Below are 15,300 nucleotides of genomic sequence, written 5' to 3' on the forward strand. Positions count from 1 at the left end.
CCACCCGCACTCATTTCTTATGACTCCCGAAGCCCGTGTTGCCGAACTGCATCTCGAACTCCCTCCCGCGCCCGAGCCGGTCGCCGTCTACAAGCCGCTCGTCGTGGTCGAGCGCATGGCCTATGTCTCCGGTCACGGTCCGCTGCGGCCGGACAAGACGCTCATCACCGGCGTCGTCGGGCGCGATCTCGATCTCGAGCAGGGCAAGGCGGCGGCGCGGCAGGTGGGGCTCGCGATCCTGGCCACGCTGCGCAAGCATCTCGGCGGTCTCGATCGCGTGAAGCGCGTGGTCAAGGTGCTCGGCATGGTCAATACCGCGGCGGATTTTTACGATCACCCGAAAGTCATCAACGGCTGCAGCGAACTCTTCGCTGAAATTTGGGGGCCGGACAATGGTGTGGGCGCGCGCAGTGCCGTCGGTATGGGGCCGCTGCCGGGCAACATCGCGGTGGAAATCGAAGCGATCTTCGAGCTCAACGACTAAGCCGCCATGGACTGGTTTCGCCTTTCAAACGAAGCGGAAGTCGCTTCTCCCGCACTGCTGATTTTTGAAGAACGCGTCGAATCGAACCTGCGGCGCATGATCGAGATCGCCGGCGATCCCGCGCGTCTGCGGCCGCACGTGAAGACGCACAAGCTGGGGCCGCTGGTCGAGCGGCAGCTCGCGCTCGGCATCAATAAATTCAAGTGCGCCACCATCGCCGAAGCGGAGATGTGCGCGCAGGCCGATGCGCCGGATGTGCTGATCGCCATGCCGGCTGTCGGGCCCAACGTCGCGCGACTCTGCAAGCTGGCGAAGAAATATCCGGCCACGCGCTTTTCCACGCTGATCGATGATGCCGGCGCCATGCAGGCGCTCGGCTTGGCCGCGGTGAAGGCGGGGCTGACGCTCGACGTTTTCCTGGACCTGGATTGCGGGCAGAACCGCACTGGCATCAAACCGGGGAACGAAGCGCTGGAGTTGTATCGGCAGGCCACGACCACGGCGGGACTGAAAGTGGCGGGTTTGCACGCTTATGACGGGCACATTCATGAAGCGGACCTGACGAAGCGGCGCGCGCTGTATGAAACGGCCTTCGGGCCCGTGCTCGCCTTTCGGCAGCAACTCGAAAGCGCCGGTCTGGCGGTGCCGGTGTTGGTCGCCGGTGGCACGCCGACGTTTCCCTTCCATGCAGAACAAACGGATCGCCAGTGCAGTCCGGGGACCACGGTGTTGTGGGATTTCGGTTACGCGGACAAGCATGTCGATATGCCTTTCCTCCCGGCGGCGCTGCTGCTCGCCCGGGTGGTCAGCAAGCCGGGGGCAAATCGGCTGTGCCTCGATCTCGGACACAAATCGGTGGCGGCGGAGAATCCGCATCCACGGGTGCGTTTCATCGAACTGCCGGACGCGCCGGCCATTTCGCAGAGCGAAGAGCATCTCGTCATCGAGACGCCGCGGGCGGCGGAGTTTTCCGTGGGCGACACGCTGCACGGCATTCCGCGGCACGTCTGCCCTACCGTGGCGCTCTACAATGAGGCGACCGTGGTGCGCGGCGGAGCGGCCGTAGGCACCTGGCCGATCGCTCGAGCGCGTCGACTGACGGTGTAACGCGCAATTGTTGTCAAAGAGTCGGCGCGGGTGCTGATTATCGCTTGTGCTATGAAGCGTCTTCATTCCCTCCAAAGCGCTGCTCTTGCCGCGATCGTCATTTTCGCCTCCCTGCCGGCTTGGGCGGAATGGCAGCAGATTCCCATGCCGACCACCGCCGCCTCGGCGGCGAGTTCACAGCCGGTGTGGTATCGCTGTTTCATCCGCGTGCCGGACAACCTGGCCGTGCCGGCGGAAAAAGACCTCATGCGCGATTCGATCCTGCTGAATGTCGGCGGGATCAGTGGGCCGTTTCGGGTTTTGTTGAACGGACAGAAGATCGCCGAGGGCGGTGCGATCAAGGCGGGCGAGCGCGAGCGCTTCAAAGTGCCGAAGGACATTCTGCAGAAGAAGGCCTTCAACGTGCTCGCCATTGAGCTCACTTCCGAAGCGGCGCCCGGCGGCGTGACGATGACGCCGATCCTCGCCAGCTATCACGATGAGTTGCCGCTGGAGGGAACATGGGAGCGCATGACTGGCGAACCCTCGCCGGACGATCTCAAGCCGCTCCCGGCTCAGCCCGCGGCCGCGTTCTTCCTCGAAACCCGTTTTCGCCCCGCTTCGACGGTAATGGGACCGAATCTCCAGCCGATGCCCACGGCGAAACTGCCGCCGCAGGAATCGCTGGCCAAAATGACCACGCCCGCCGATCTCGCGGTGGATCTGGTTTTGAGCGAACCAGAAGTCGCGCAGCCCACGCATATCAGCTTCGATGAACGCGGTCGCATGTGGGTTTCGCAGTATCGGCAGTATCCCTATCCAGCCGGCGTGAAGATGCTCAGCCGCGACAAGTATTACCGCGCGGTCTACGACAAGGTGCCGCCAGCGCCGCCGCACAACGATCGCGGCCGCGATATCATCACGGTTTCCGAATCCACGAAGAACGACGGTGTTTTCGATAAGACCAAGGTCGTGCTCGATGGGCTGAACATGGCCAATGCCGCGGTGCGCGGCCACGGCGGTATCTGGGTGATGAACACGCCCTACCTGCTTTTCTATCCGGATGCCAATGGCGACGACGTGCCCGATCGCGACCCGGAAGTGCGTCTGGCGGGGTTCGGCATGGAGGACACGCACTCCGTTGCGAATGGGTTGGTGTGGGGGCCGGATGGCTGGCTCTACGGCGCCCAGGGCAGCACGACCACGAGCCACGTCGTGCGACCGGGGATCGACCCGCCGAATTTTCCGGGTGTCTATCACGAAGGCGCGATGGCGTGGCGTTACCATCCCGAGAAGAAAATCTATGAAATCTTCGCCATCGGTGGCGGCAATGCCTTCGAGTTGGATTTCGATTCCGAGGGGCGGATGTTTTGCGGGCACAATGGCGGCACCACCTTTGGCTGGCACTACATCCAGGAAGGCATTTTTCCGAAGGGCGGCGCGGACCCGGGCAAGTACGGCCCGCCGGTGAACCCGTTTGCGTTTGGCACGCTGGGCGAAATCAAGAGTCACAATCCGATCTCGCGCTTTCGCCATGCCACGATCATCGGCGAAGGCTCGGCACTGCCCTCGAACTACCTTGGGCACTTCTTTGGCGCGGATCCGCTGCATCGCAATGTGGCGGTCGGCGAACGCTACCCGCATGGCTCGACGTTTGAGTCGAGTGACTCCGCGATTGCGCTGGCGGGAGGCGATCCTTCGTTCCGCCCCGTCTATATTACGAATGCGCCGGACGGTGGCATCTACGTTGCGGATTTCTGCGAGGAGTTCATTGCCCACGGGCAGCATTACCAGGGACAGATCGACGTGAATTCCGGTCGTATCTGGCGCATCCGCGGGAAGGACATGCCGCTGAACAAGGATGTGAAGCTCGCGGAGAAGACGAGCGCCGAACTGCTCCCTATGCTCTCGCATCCGAATCGCTGGCATCGGCAGACCGCGGTGCGCTTGCTCGGCGAGCGGCGCGATCCCTCGACGGTGAAACCGTTGCACGATCTACTGAAGCAGCCGGCTGAGCATCCAGCACTGGAAGCGCTGTGGGCGTTGCATCAGATGGGACAATTCGACGAAGCCACCGCACTGGAGGCCTTGCAGCATCCGGAGTTTGCGGTGCGGGCTTGGGCGATCCGTTTGCTGGGTGACGGCAAGACGCTGCCGCCGGCCTTCCTTGCCGCGGTCGAGCGCCTCGCGGCCACGGAACCGAATCCCGAGGTGCGTTGCCAGATGATTTCCACCGCGCGACGGCTGTCCGCAGCCCAGGCGTTGCCGTTGGTTAGCGCCATTTTGAAGCGCGATGTGGACAGTGACGATCCGGACATCCCGCTCATGTGCTGGTACACGCTGGAGTCGCATTGTGCGACGGATCGCGATGCGGTGATTGCCGCGGTGCCGATGGATTCGGCGATGGCCAGGCAATTCATCGTCCCGCGCCTCATGCGGCGTTTCGCCGCGGCGGGCGGACGCAATGATCTGCTCACGTGCGCCAAGCTGTTCAATAGCGCGCCATCTCGGGAGCATGAGAAGTTGCTGATGTCGGGATTCGAGGAAGCGTTCAAGGGACGCGCCTTGCCGCCGCTGCCGGATGAGTTGCTGGCGGCGTTGGCGAAGACCGGTCTGGCCTCGCCGTATTTGAAAGTGCGCCTGCACGATCCGCTGGCCATCGCGGAGGCACTGAGGGTCGTGAATGATCCCAAAGCGAAGATCGATGATCGGCTGCTGTGTGTGCGGCTCTTCGGTGAAGTGAAGGTGCCCGAGTCGGTGCCGGTCTTGCTGGCCGTGGTTGAGGCGAAGAATACCGCCCCGTTGCAGAAGTCGGCGCTCACCGCGCTACTGCTTTATCCGGATGCGGTGATCGCGGATCGCGTCGCCGCGGTCTATGCGAGCCTGCCCGCCGATGTGCAGGCGGCGGCGCAAACCTTGCTGACCAGTCGCCCGGCTTGGACGCTGGCTTTTCTGAAACTCGTGGAAGGCGGACAGGTACAGGCGACGATGCTTCCTCCCGCCACGATTACTGCTCTGCGGAACAGCAGTGATGTGAACGTCGCGGCACAGGCGAAGAAGATCTTCCACGCGCCGGTGCAAACTTCGAAGCCGGCGGCGCGAGCGGAGATCGAGCGCGTGCGCACGGTCCTCGCGGCGGGCACGGGCGATCCCTACAAAGGCGAAGCGACCTTCATGCAGCGGTGCTCGGTCTGTCACACGCTCTTTCACAAGGGCGGCCATATTGGGCCGGACCTCACGCCCTATCAGCGCGATGACCTCGGCACGTTGTTGACGAGCGTGGTCGATCCCAGCGCCGAGATTCGCGAGGGGTTTGTGAACAACACCCTCACCACCACGGATGGCCGGACGTTAAATGGGTTCATTGTCGACAAGGACAATGCGGTGATCGTGTTGCGCGGACTGGATGGGCAGGACGTGAGTATCCCGCAAGCGGAGATTCGCGACGTGAAAGCCTCGCCGATCAGTGTCATGCCGGAAGGCCTGCTGAACGGCCTGAACGATCAGGACCTGCGCGACTTCTTCGCCTACCTGCGGATCTCCCAGCCGATCACGCGATAGCATTGTGCTGACGAATCACATTGAGCGAACGAGTCCGCGACAGCGTTTTGGAGTGCGGCGCTGCTGCGCCGCTTTGAGGGGCGGGCTTCGAAAACCAGCACGGCTATGAGTACCGACTCCGCAGCTGATCTCCGGATCGGCACCATCGGCCTCGATACCTCGCATAGCGTCGCCTTTGCAAAATTGCTCAACGATCCCACGGCGCCCGCACATATTTCGGGTGGCCGCATCGTGGCAGCTGTGAAGACCTTCAGTCCCGATATGCCGGCGAGCGCGGAGCGGGTGGAAGGTTTTGCGGCGACGATGGTGAAGGACTTCGGTGTGGCGTTGGTTCCGTCGATTGAGGAACTGTGCGGGATGGTCGATGTGGTGTGCATCGAAAGCCTCGATGGCCGGGCCCATCTCGAGCAGGCCCGGCGCGTCTTCGCCGCGAAGAATCCGGTCTTCATCGATAAGCCGATCGCCGGAACGCTGCGTGATGTGATCGAGATCTTTCGCCTCGCGAGAGAAGCAGGCGTGCCCGTGTTTAGTTCCTCAGCGTATCGATTTCACGAGAGTCTTGCCGCGGTGCGAAGAGCGGACGTCGGTGAGGTGCGTTCGGCGATCTCCTACGGCCCGGCCTATCTCGATCCGGATCATCCCGATCTCTTCTTCTATGGTGTCCATCCGGTCGAAGCGCTCTACACGGTGCTGGGGCGTGGCTGCGATTCGGTGGTGCGTTCGCACACCGCAGATAGCGATGTGGTGACCGGGACGTGGAGCGGGGGACGGCTTGGGGTGCTGCACGGGCTGCGCACGAAGGCGATCTCGCATAAAGTGATCGTCTTCGGTTCTACTGGCTTTGCGGAGCAACAACCGACGGGAGACCCGTTGAGCCGCTTCGGTGCGCTCGGTGCCGCGCAGTCGAGTGGGGGGCGATAGCTATGTCCCTTGCTCCGGCAGATCATCGAGTTCTTCCAGACGAGCAGGCCACCGGTCGAAGCCGAGGAGACCATCGAGATGTTCGCCTTCATGGAAGCCGCCGATGAAAGCAAACGCAGGGGTGGGCAACCGGTGCGGTTATCCGAGGTGATGGAGAAGGCGCGACGCTAGGTGATGATCTCCTTCACCAGACGCCCACCCTGGTTGTCCGTGAGCGACATCGCGGTGCCGTTGCGGGTGAAGGTGAGCTTCGTGTGATCGAGGCCGAAGAGGTGCAGGATCGTGGCGTGATAGTCGTGATGGCTGACGATGTCCTTCACGGCGTGGTGGCCGAACTCGTCGGTTTCGCCATAGGTCATGCCGCCCTTGAAGCCGCCACCGGCCACCCACATGGAGAAGCCGTAGGTGTTGTGATCGCGGCCAACCTTGGCGCGGCCGGAATCGTATTGAATCACCGGCAGACGACCCATTTCGCCGCCCCAGTGCACGATCGTGGAATCGAGCAGGCCGCGCTGCTTGAGATCTTTCACCAAACCGGCAGCGGGAATGTCCACGTATTTACAAGCGGCTGGCAGGCTGCCGATGATGCCCATGTGGTGGTCCCAGGTTTGATTGGCAGTGAAGAGTTGCACGAACCGGACACCGCGTTCCACCAGGCGACGGGCGATGAGGCAGCGCGTGCCGAACTCCGCCGTCGCCGGATTGTCGATGCCGTAGAGCCGCTTTGTTGACTCGCTCTCTTTCGAAATATCGAGCGCTTCCTTCGCGGCGGTCTGGAGCTTGGCGGCGAGAGTGTAGCTGGCGATGCGGGCTTCGAGATCGCTTTCGCCGGGATGCCGGTCGAGATGCTCGTGATTCAATTGATTGAGAAAGCCGAGATAGTTGTCCTGCGCTTCGCCGCGCAGATACGGCGCGGCATCGAGATTCGGGATGCGCGGCTCCTTGGAACGCACGGCGGTGCCCTGGTAGATCGAGGGCAGCCAGCCATTCGTCCAGTTATCCACGCCGAGCACCGGCAGACCGCGCGGATCGGTGAGCGCGACGTAGGCAGGCAATTCCTGCGATTCGGAACCGAGCGCGTAGGTGAGCCAGCTCCCGATGGTCGGGCGTCCGCCGAGGACGCGTCCATTTTGCAGCGCGTAAATTGCCTGGCCGTGATTGTTCACGCTGCTCTGCATGCCGCGCAACAGCACCGCGTCGTCGACGATACTGGCAAAGCCCGGCAACAGTTCGCTGACCTCCGTGCCGCACTGGCCGTGCTTTTGATACTTCCACGCGCTGGCCATCACGGTGGTGCTGGCGTGCGCCGCGTCGTCGTACTTGATGTCGCCGGGGAATTTCTTACCGTCGAGCTTGTCGAGCTCCGGCTTGGGATCGAAGAGGTCGATCTGGCTCGGCCCGCCCTGCATGAACATCGAGATCATCGCCTTCGCCTGAGGCTCGTAATGCGGCTTCTTCGGCAGCAGATCGTAGTGCGGGACTTCGAGATCGGGTTTGTCCGGCGCGCCGAGCAGCCCATCCTGCTTCAGCAGATACGCGAGCCCGAAGGCGCTGAGATGAAAGCCGCTGGTGGCGAGGAAATGGCGGCGGCTCAGACAGCCGGAATTTTGCGGATTCATGAGATGGTGGAGAGGCAGAGATTTCTTAATCTTACTCTTAATCGTAATCTTAATCTCCGCTGCTGACGGTGGAGAGTAAGATTAAGATTAAGAGTAGGATTAGGATTAGGATTAAGAGTAATTAGTCGACGTAGAAGAACTCATTGGACGTGAGCAACGCCTGGCAGAAGCTGGAAAGCGCCTGCATGGCCGGCTCGGTGGGCGGCCCTTCCTTGCCCTTGGCCACTGCCTCCGGTTTCACGGGATCCGTTTTGAAGTGCGCGGTTTGCTTGGCGAGGAACGCGATGGAGTCTTTCAATTCCGCATCTGTCGGCGCGCAACCGAAGGCGAGCAACCACGCGTGCTTGATTTCCGTTGTGGGATCGGCGCCCACTTCGCGCGTCACGCGTTCGGCGAAGTATTTCGCCTCATCCAGGGTGAACTCCCCATTCATCATGGCCAGCGATTGCGGGGCGATGGTCGAAGCATTGCGCCGCTCGCAATTCGGTTCCATGCGCGGCAGATCGAAAGTCTCCAGCATGCCGAGCGGCTTGCTGCGGCGCATCTGGATATAAACGCTACGGCGAAACTCATCGCCGTTGAGCGGGATGTATTTGCCCGTCGGGCGCCCGGCCGTGTCGGTGGTGTCCACGCCGACGACGATCTGGCCGTCCTCATCGGTCTTCACCGGCACCGGCGCGCCAAACATCTTCGGGTTCAGCTTGCCGCTGATCGCGAGCATGGCGTCGCGCAGCGTTTCCGCTTCGATGCGCTGGATGTTCATGCGACCGAGCAGATAGTTGTCCGGATCGACGTGATCTTGCGCCGCGGTGTGCTCGGAAGATTGGCGATACGCGGTGGAGGTAACGATGAGCCGGTGCAGTTGCTTGAGGCTCCAGTGCTCGGCGACGAATTCCGAGGCCAGCCAGTCGAGCAACTCGGGATGTGTCGGCTTGTCGCCGAGGTGGCCGAAGTCGCCGACCGACGCGACGATGCCGCGGCCGAAATGGTGGTGCCACACGCGATTGACGAACACCCGCGTGGTCAGCGGATGCTTGCCGTCTGTCACGCTCATGGCGAAGGCCAGGCGGCGGCCGGTGGTCGGTTGCGCCGGCGTGGAATCCGGGATGTTGCTCGGATGAAAAGTGGTGAGCACCGTGAGATCGCTTGGCTCGACTTTGTCCTTCGGTTGCTGCGGATCGCCGCGTGAAAAAACGAAGGTCGGCGGAGGCGTCTTCGCCGCCGTGGCCGTCTCGGTGAAAGCGGGGATGAAGATCTCGGCCGGCTTGCGTTTGCGAATCTCCGCCTCCTTGTCGCTGAAGACCTTCAACTCGGCCTGATGCTTCGTGCCGTAAGTGCGGTCGTAGAGATAGAGCGAGCCGGGACTGAGTTGATTGATCGTCGGGTGTTCCTTGAGCAGCTTAAGTTGTTCAGGCGTGCGCTTCTTGGCCTCGGTGCGATAGGCCGTGCGGAGCGGTTCACGCAATTCCTCGGGCTTCTTTTCCAACTCCCACGTGAGCACTTTCTCAATGAATTCGTTCTCCTTGGCCTTGCGTTCGGTTTCGACGACCTGGGCCTCCTTCTCGACAGCGGCGGCCTTGGCGCGCTCCTCGTCGGTCATGAGCGAGATCAGGCGCGCATTGGGGGTGCGCCAATGCTCGAGATCGAAGCCCGGTTCGAAGATGGCGCGCAGGCGGTAGTAATCGACCTGCGGGATGGGGTCGTACTTGTGGTCGTGGCACTGCGCGCAACCCACGGTGAGGCCGAAGAGCGTGGAGGAGACGACCTTCAGCGTCTCGCTGACCACCGCATTGCGCGCCACGGTCTGTTCGCCGGTCGCGGCGGCGGCGGTGCCGTCGGGCACCATGCGGAGGAAAGCGGTGGCGGTGAGCTTGTCGATGTCGCCCGGCGAAAGGTTCTTGTAGGGCTGCTTGACCATTTCATCGCCGGCGAGTTGTTCGCGGATGAATTCGTCGATCGGCTTGTCGGCGTTGATCGAGCGGATGACATAGTCGCGATAGCGATACGCCCACAATCGCGCGGGATCGGAGTCGGTATAACCGTCGGAATCCGCATAGCCGGCGATGTCGAGCCAGTGGCGCCCCCAACGCTCGCCATAGTGCGGCGAGGCGAGCAGGCGATCGACCAGCCGCTCGTAGGCATCGGGCGCGTCATCGGCGAGGAAGGTGGCGACTTCCTCGGGCGTGGGCGGCAGGCCGGTGAGATCGATCGTCACCCGGCGCAGAAGGGTCTGCTTGTCCGCCCTCGGGACTGAAAGTGAGGCCCTTTTGCTCGAGCTTCGCGAGGAGGAAGGCATCGATCGGTGTGCGCACACGGGCCACGTCGGCGGCGTTCTTGAGCTGCGGCACCTTGCCGCGGCGGATCGGTTGAAAGGCCCAGTATTCGCGTTCCTCCTCGGTGATCCACACCTTCGGTACCTGCTCGGGTTCGGGGCGCAGCGTCTTCGCGCCTTGGGCGATCCATTGCTCGAGAGTAGAGATTTCCGCAGGGGTGAGCTTCTTGCCCTTCTCCGGCATGTCGCCATCGCGGACCAACTGAAGCATCTCGCTCTCCTCGGGCTTGCCGGGGACCATGACCTTGTCACCGTCCTTCGTCGGCTTTTCCATGAAGCGTCGCAGGCGCAGGTCCACGCCGCCCTTCAGCTTTTCGCCCTCACCGTGGCAGTGAAAACAGTGCTCCTTGAGGATGGGGCGCACGTCGCGCTCCAGAGTCAATTCATGCGGCTCGGCGAAAGCCAGGGCCGGTAGGAAAATGGCGGCGGCGAGCAGGATACTTTTGCTGGGGTGCGGGTGCATGCGGAACGCTCAAAAGCTTATGTCCGAGCACTATCCATCGCTAACGAAATCCTTAGAGTGGTTAAAGTGGTGAAGAATTTGGCCGGGGTGATGGAAAAGGGCCTTCGTCTCGGAAGTAGTAGGGCAGCTCTCCGGTCCCGCCCACACTGCGACTACAGTTTGTTTAAAATGTCCTAATCCTGCGACCGGCACCAATCGCCCCACATCTCCCGGTAGGCGGCTTCGAGATGGCGGGCGAAGCGCGCGGGATCGAGCAGGGGAGAGCGCATCACGCGATCGCGGAGCGTGCCGCGGAGGTGCGCAAGGCGGTCGCGATCGCCGGCGAGGGCGACGGCCGTTTCGCAATACTCGTCTTCCGAGGCGACGGCATATTCGGGCAGGCCGAGATTAGCCAGCAAGCTGAAGGAGGCGCGGCTGATGCCGAGGGTGCCGCGGAGTGCGATCACCGGCACCCCCATCCACAGGGCATCGCAGGTGGTCGTCATTCCATTATAGGGAAAAGGATCCAGGGCGATATCCACCTGCGCGTATCGCTGCAGAAAGTGGCTGGCACTGCGCTCGAGGGAGGCGGGTTCGTAATCGTGAAACACCAGTCGCTCGGCGGCGATGCCGTGCCGTTGAATCGCCTCGAGCGTCTTTTCCCGATGCGCTCCCGTCTTGAGCAGCAGAATGAGTCGCGAGTCGGGAACTCCCTGCAAAATCCGCGCCCAGAGCTGGAGGACACGCTCATTGATTTTGGAAAAGTTATTGAAGCACCCGAAGGTGATCTGCCCGGTGCGCGCGGAGGGCAGGTCGGTGACTTCGGGAGAGCTTTCCGGCGCTGGGTAGCAGCACCAGGCATCGGGTAAACGAATCGGACCATCGGCGTTTTCCGGGAGGTCGAGGTCGGGCGGGGAGAGGAAACGATCTGTGAGCCAATGATCGATCGTCTCGACCCCGGTCGACCCGGGGTAGCCCAGCCAGGAAACCTGGACCGGCGCCGGTCGGCGGGCGAAGACGGTCAGGCGGTGATACGCCGTGTGCAGGCTGAGATCGACGAGGATGTCGATGCCGTCCGTGCGGATTTGCTCGGTGAGCTGATCGTCGCTCCAGTGTTCCATATCGCGCCAGAGATGGGCTTTGGCCTGAAAGCGCTGGCTCACTGCGTCTGTCTGGCCGCTGGCATAGCAGACACACTCCACCTGCGTGGGATCGTGAGCTTCGAAGATGGGGAGCAGCGTTCTACCCACCACGTGGTTGCGCAGGTCGGCCGAGACGTAGCCGACCCGCAGGCGGCGCTCGGGGGAACGATCGCGAACGTGGGGAAGCCGCGCGGAGCGGAGAGGAACGGCGAAATGCGCATTCCAGAGACGCTTTTCCTCCTCGATGGCGCTGGGAGCGGCGTCGGGGTCGAAATGTAGATTGAAAATGAGATTGCTGTGCACGTCGGCGTTCGCTTCCACGGCGAGGCTCTGCCGAAGGACGTTCAGGGATTCGGCAATCTCGCCGCGGTCTTTGAGCAGGATGGCGAGATTGTTGAGGGTGACGAAACTCTGCGGCGCAAGCTCGACGGCGGCCTGATAGGCTTCGATCGCTTCGTCCAGCCGGCATTGCGCACCGAGGAGATTGCCGAGATTGGCCGCCAACGAGTATTCGAAAGGCAGCACGCGGCGGGCTTCCTGGTACATGGCGATGGCTTCCTCGGGACGGTTGGCGGAATGCAGCGCCATGCCAAGATTCAGCCACGCTTTCAGGTAGCGCGGATTCAACTGGAGAGCCTGACGGTAAGCGTCCATGGCGGGTTCCCACTCCTTCTGGCGGCTACGGGTATTTCCGAGATTGAAGTGGATATCGGCGTTCCCGGGTTGGAGTTGCCGCGCGGTTTCCAATTGGCTGGCCGATTCCTCGAGCTCGCCGCAATCGAGCAGGATGACTCCGTAGTTGCTGCGATAGCGGGCCACCTGGGGCTGTGCGGCGATGGAGCGTTTCATCCATTCGATGGACTCCGGATAGCGACGGGTGTCTCCCGCGACGATGCCGAGCAGGTGGATGATATCCACATTATCCGGATGCAAGGCATGCAGTTGCCGGTAGATCGTTTCCGCCTCGGCGAACTGACCGGCGCGATGGCGATCCATGGCCAGGTTGAGGGCTTGTTGGGCAGTCATCAGCGGCATGGAGATCCTCTCAAAACGAAGCCTCCTCCTGGCACCAACGCCGCCAGGCCGAGCGCAGGAGCGTGCCGAAGTTCTTCGCGAATCGTTCTCCATCGCAGAGCGGGGAAGAGGCGAGCTTCTCGCGCAAGCCGGCCCGGAGGGTGGCGAGTCGCGGAAGATCCCTCGCGAGGTCGACGGCGATTTTCACGTAATCGTCCGGATCACGCGCGATGGTTTCGGGAACACCGGCGGCGGTGAGATGGGCCAGACCGTGCCGGCTGGCGAAGGTTTCGCCGGGGCAGGTGACAACCGGGACGCCCATCCACATTGCTTCGCAAGTGGTTAGGCCGCCGTTGTAGGGGAGGGTGTCGAGAGCAATGTCGGCCTGGTTGTAGGCGGCGAGCAGCTCGGCGCGCGGGACCCAGCCTTGAAAAATAATCCGGCTGGGATCGATGGCGCGTTCGGCAAATCGCTTCCGCACGCGCTCGACTGCGGCCGGTGTGCCGAATCCGCGATTGCCCAAGGTCAATCGCGCTTCGGGCAATTCGCGCAGAATGCGGCTCCAAAGCTCGATCGTTTGCCCGGTGGTCTTGGGCACGATGTTGTAGCTGGCGAAGGTCACGAAGCCATTCGCGGCCGCTGGCAATGGACCCACCGGTGGGGCCTCCAGCGGAGGGTCGAAACAAATGTAATCGTCCGGCATGCGCAGCACGCGTTCGCGATAGAAGGGTTCGGCTTCCGGCAGGATCTGGCGCGCGTCCGCGACGATGTAGTCCATTGCGGCCAGACCGGTGGTGCCCACGTAGTCCAGCCAGGTGATTTGAATCGGCGCGGGTTTGCGCGCGAAGAGGAGCAGTCGATTGCCGGCGGTGTGACCGGCGAGATCGAAGAGGATGTCGATTTGGTCCTCGCGAATACGCTGCGCCAGTTGTCCATCGGAATTTCCGTGGACGCCATGCCAGTCCGTGGCGCAGGCCCGCAGGCGGGCGGTGAGGGGGTCGTCTTTGGTGCCGTCGTGATAGCAGACGATTTCGAACTGCGATCGGTCGAGATTTTCCAGCGGGCGGACGAGGAAGAAACCGACGGGGTGGATGCCGAAATAGGGCGAAAGAAAACCAAGGCGCAGCTTGCGATTGGGTTCGCGCGAGTGGGTGTGCGGCTGCCACGAAGCGCGCAGGGGTTCGGCGAAGCGGCGGTCGTAGGCGGCGTGGGCCTCGGCGATTTTCGCGAGGGTCATCTCTGCGCCGAAGTGCAGGACCGCGAGGTAATTGCTGTGCGCGGCGGACGAGCAGCGCGGCGATGCGATGGCGCGCTCGTAAAGCGCGAGGGAGGCTGCGCGTTCGCCGATCTGGTCGAGTTCGTTGGCCAGGTTGGTCAGCGCGAGCACCTGTGTCGGGTCGCGATCCAGGGCGCGCCGGTAGGAGGCGATGGCCTCGTCGACTTGCCCGAGAGACTTGTAGGCGGTGCCGAGATTGTTGTGCGCGAGGGCGAGATCCGGCTGAAGGGCGATTGCCTGCTGCAGGGCTGCGATGGCTTCGGGCACCTGGCGGTTGTCGAGCAGCGCGTGACCCAGATTGTTGTAGGCCATCGCGTAGGTGGGCTTCAGTTCGATGGCGCGTCGCAGCGTGGCGATGGCCTCGTCCAACGCGCCCTTGCGCCGCAGCACCGTGGCGAGATTACTGTGGATTTCCGCAAAACCGGGCTCGAGCTGCAGGGCCTGGCGATAGGCCGTGATGGCTTCCTCGAGGCGGCCCTGCGCATTGAAGTTATTTCCAAGATTGTTCTGGATCGGTGCGGATCGTGGCTGCAGGCGCAACGCCTGCCGGTAGCACCCCTCCGCTTCGGCATAGCGCGCCTGGGATTGCCACACGTCGCCGAGGTCATTGTGGTAAGCGGCATCCGCGGGATTGGCCGCGATCGCCTGCTGCAGCCACCGCTCCGCTTCGGCGGGCGAACCGGCCTGGAAGGCAATGGCCCCGAGCAGATGCAGCGTGCTGGCATTCCCGGGATACACGGACAACAACTGGTGGCACAACGCCGTCGCTTCCGCGAAACGCCCCTCATGATGGTGTCGTCTGGCGAGATCGAAGATTTGCTGGGGGGTGAGGGCGGCCACGGTGGAGGAAGGGCGGAACATCCAACATCCACTGTCGAACAGCCAACACCCAATTGGGAAAATCCGCGGAGATGCGTTTCCTTCCGGCGTAATGGACCGGTAATATCGGAGGCCGACAGCCGAGTGGATGGGTGAAGTTCGCAAATTTGCGCGAATGCAAAAGAGACAAATGGCGATAAAAACAAGACGGAACCGATGGATGTTTTACAGTGTGAAATATACGCACTAACACGGATTATTCCGTTTAGGTGTTAATTTTATGGTATAAAATATGCTATCAAAATGGCGAGTGGAGGGTCAGGAAAAACCATTACAGCTGGGCGAGGACTTGCTGTCAGGGGTGGAATTTTCAGAGAAAAACCGGCACTTTCGGCCGCGTTTTTTGGCTCCAATGTAGCCTTCTTGTGGCGAAAAAAATGACAGATGACGCCGGTGGTTTGGTGGCTGTCAATCGAGGGAACTTACGTAATGAAGAATTTATCTGTAAATTTTTTTTGACCCGCCCCATACGAGCCGTTACATCCCGTTCGTCAATTAGTGTCCAGTCCCCCACCCCCCCCGTCTCTCGAAGCCCCGTATTCGC

10 protein-coding genes are annotated in these 15,300 nt (G+C 62.2%); 5 read left to right on the forward strand and 5 right to left on the reverse strand.

The genetic code is table 11. From position 1 onward, the window contains the following. The first annotated feature begins 19 nt into the window (after positions 1 to 19). The 5 genes from CFE428DRAFT_RS20565 (at position 20) to CFE428DRAFT_RS39015 (ending at position 6,223) form a co-directional block, all read left to right on the forward strand. The gene (locus CFE428DRAFT_RS20565; protein ID WP_006981566.1) at positions 20 to 484 is read left to right on the forward strand and encodes a RidA family protein; all 465 of its coding nucleotides are present in this window, start codon (positions 20 to 22) and stop codon (positions 482 to 484) included. A 6-nt stretch (positions 485 to 490) separates the two neighbouring features. After that, a complete protein-coding gene (locus tag CFE428DRAFT_RS20570; protein WP_006981567.1) occupies positions 491 to 1,591 on the forward strand; it encodes a D-TA family PLP-dependent enzyme in 1,101 nt (366 codons plus the stop codon). 51 nt (positions 1,592 to 1,642) lie between these two features. After that, positions 1,643 to 5,131 carry a DUF7133 domain-containing protein gene (locus CFE428DRAFT_RS20575; protein WP_006981568.1) on the forward strand — a complete coding sequence of 1,163 codons (3,489 nt, stop codon included), beginning with the start codon at positions 1,643 to 1,645 and terminating at the stop codon, positions 5,129 to 5,131. 105 nt (positions 5,132 to 5,236) lie between these two features. Continuing rightward, positions 5,237 to 6,052 carry a Gfo/Idh/MocA family protein gene (locus CFE428DRAFT_RS20580; RefSeq protein ID WP_006981569.1) on the forward strand — a complete coding sequence of 272 codons (816 nt, stop codon included), beginning with the start codon at positions 5,237 to 5,239 and terminating at the stop codon, positions 6,050 to 6,052. A 9-nt stretch (positions 6,053 to 6,061) separates the two neighbouring features. Further along, positions 6,062 to 6,223, forward strand: coding sequence for a hypothetical protein (locus CFE428DRAFT_RS39015; RefSeq protein WP_202797474.1), 162 nt, complete (start codon positions 6,062 to 6,064; stop codon positions 6,221 to 6,223). Here CFE428DRAFT_RS39015 and CFE428DRAFT_RS20585 read toward each other — a convergent pair. The 5 genes from CFE428DRAFT_RS20585 to CFE428DRAFT_RS20600 form a co-directional block, all read right to left on the reverse strand. Continuing rightward, positions 6,220 to 7,671 (reverse strand): DUF1501 domain-containing protein, encoded by a 1,452-nt coding sequence (locus CFE428DRAFT_RS20585; protein ID WP_006981570.1) that lies wholly within the window; start codon positions 7,669 to 7,671, stop codon positions 6,220 to 6,222. The two genes, CFE428DRAFT_RS39015 and CFE428DRAFT_RS20585, sit on opposite strands and share 4 nt — an antisense overlap. Before the next feature lie 121 nt (positions 7,672 to 7,792). Next, positions 7,793 to 9,886: a DUF1549 and DUF1553 domain-containing protein gene (locus CFE428DRAFT_RS20590; RefSeq protein ID WP_157447585.1), complete on the reverse strand. Its 2,094-nt coding sequence runs from the start codon at positions 9,884 to 9,886 to the stop codon at positions 7,793 to 7,795. Beyond that, positions 9,822 to 10,466, reverse strand: coding sequence for a c-type cytochrome domain-containing protein (locus tag CFE428DRAFT_RS35960; RefSeq protein WP_083805262.1), 645 nt, complete (start codon positions 10,464 to 10,466; stop codon positions 9,822 to 9,824). Before CFE428DRAFT_RS35960 ends, CFE428DRAFT_RS20590 begins: the two co-directional genes overlap by 65 nt. Positions 10,467 to 10,639: 173 nt before the next feature. Continuing rightward, positions 10,640 to 12,613 carry an O-linked N-acetylglucosamine transferase, SPINDLY family protein gene (locus CFE428DRAFT_RS20595; protein ID WP_162145295.1) on the reverse strand — a complete coding sequence of 658 codons (1,974 nt, stop codon included), beginning with the start codon at positions 12,611 to 12,613 and terminating at the stop codon, positions 10,640 to 10,642. Positions 12,614 to 12,632: 19 nt separating this feature from the next. Continuing rightward, entirely contained in the window at positions 12,633 to 14,717 is a 2,085-nt protein-coding gene (locus tag CFE428DRAFT_RS20600) for an O-linked N-acetylglucosamine transferase, SPINDLY family protein (protein ID WP_157447586.1), read from the reverse strand. Positions 14,718 to 15,300 lie beyond the last annotated feature (583 nt).

Source organism: Chthoniobacter flavus Ellin428 (assembly GCF_000173075.1).
Classification (GTDB): domain Bacteria; phylum Verrucomicrobiota; class Verrucomicrobiia; order Chthoniobacterales; family Chthoniobacteraceae; genus Chthoniobacter; species Chthoniobacter flavus.